Raw genomic sequence first — 1392 nt, 5'->3', positions numbered from 1 at the left:
GGAACCGGAAGGAGCGCCGGGTGACCTCACGGGGTGCGGACCGCCGGCGCCGCCGGGGCAGCAGGTCGTCCCAGAGCTCGTCGAAGGCCCACACGTCCAGTACGGCCAGGTCCTCAGGGGGAAAAACGCCCACCGGTCCGGTTGACCGAGCGGCGGGCGGTGTTGAGCGCGGTGGTGAAGCTGATGCGGTCGGGATCGAGCTGTGCGTACCCGGCGGCGCGGGTGATCAGGTCCGAGACCGCCTGATAGACCAGCAGCAGCGCCCAGGCCTCCTGACGGATGAGGTCGGGACTCTGGGAGCGGAACCGCACCGTCGTTCCGCCGCGCAGTTCGGTCTTGACCGCGTCGTAGAGGATCTCCGATTCCCAGCGGGCCGCGTACAGCCCCGGGAAGTCGGCGATGGGGTGGAGCACCGGGTCGATCAGGCTGGTGACCAGGGTGATCGTCTCCCCGGCCGTGGTGTGGCCGCCGTGTGCGGTGACGGTGTCGGTGTAGACGGTGTACTCGACCACACGCACCAGCGGACCGCCCTTGGACAGGTGCGCGGTGTAGGAGCCGTCGGCCAGGACCTCGACGGGGGCCAGGGCGAACTGGGCGCCGGCGCGCATGATGACCTGGGCGCCGGTGGCGGTGATCGTGCAGTACAGGTCGCTGCCGCAAAACCCCGAGTCGAAGACCGTGAGCATGTCGGGCGCGAACGAGGCCGCCATGCGCTCGCACAGGGCTTTCTCGCTGGTGGTGTAGGCGTCGAAGGACGCGTCGATGAGGCAGCGGGTGCCGATCTCGCAGTGGGCGACCAGACGCAGTTGAGGGAAGGCCCCCTCAGAGGGGCCGCCGAACGCGGCCCGGTTCGCGGTGGTGTCGGGGGTGTCCAGGCAGGTGCCGTCCACCGCAGTCAGGCGGTAGCCGCGCCACCATGCTCCCGGGGTGTCGCTCTCGGCCAGGGGCCCGGCGGTGCGGGCGAAGAGCAGCGTGAGGGGTTCGGTGCCCAGCCGCTGCCGGGCCCGGCTCACGCTGGAGGCCTCGGGCGCGCCCGAGGCCGGCACGGCCAACTCCCGGGCCCCGCCGCTGAACGCGCAGCCGTCAGCCAGCCTGCGCCAGACCTCTTTGTAGGAGAGGTTGCGCCACAGCCACAGCGCCAGGACCAAGTACAGGGTCAGCCGTGCGGGCAGCTCGCGCCGCCGTTGCTGGAGGGCGCCGCCCCGGGTGGCCACCTCCTCGACCAGGTGCGGGTCGAAGGTCTGGGTCAGCACCCCGAAAGAGGCGCGGTCAGCCGCGTTCGTCACGCCATCGAGTATCCCGCGGGTAGAGGCGGCCGCGAACCCTCGGTGCCAGGCTCGCACCACCCCGAGGCCCTTACCAGCGAAGATGCCCTAAAACAACGGTGTTGGG

1 protein-coding gene is annotated in these 1392 nt (G+C 71.0%); it reads right to left on the bottom strand.

Annotation, left to right across the window (positions count from 1 at the left end; all coding sequences use genetic code 11):
* Positions 1-113: 113 nt before the first annotated feature.
* Complete coding sequence (locus D452_RS0127105) at positions 114-1286, bottom strand: IS4 family transposase (RefSeq protein WP_026129722.1); 1173 nt, start codon at positions 1284-1286, stop codon at positions 114-116.
* Between the last annotated feature and the right edge of the window lie 106 nt (positions 1287-1392).

The organism is Nocardiopsis prasina DSM 43845, from assembly GCF_000341265.1.
Classification (GTDB): Bacteria; Actinomycetota; Actinomycetes; order Streptosporangiales; family Streptosporangiaceae; genus Nocardiopsis; species Nocardiopsis prasina.
Note: the sequence above shows the minus strand (reverse complement) of the source record. Positions and strands in the feature narration are given on the sequence as shown.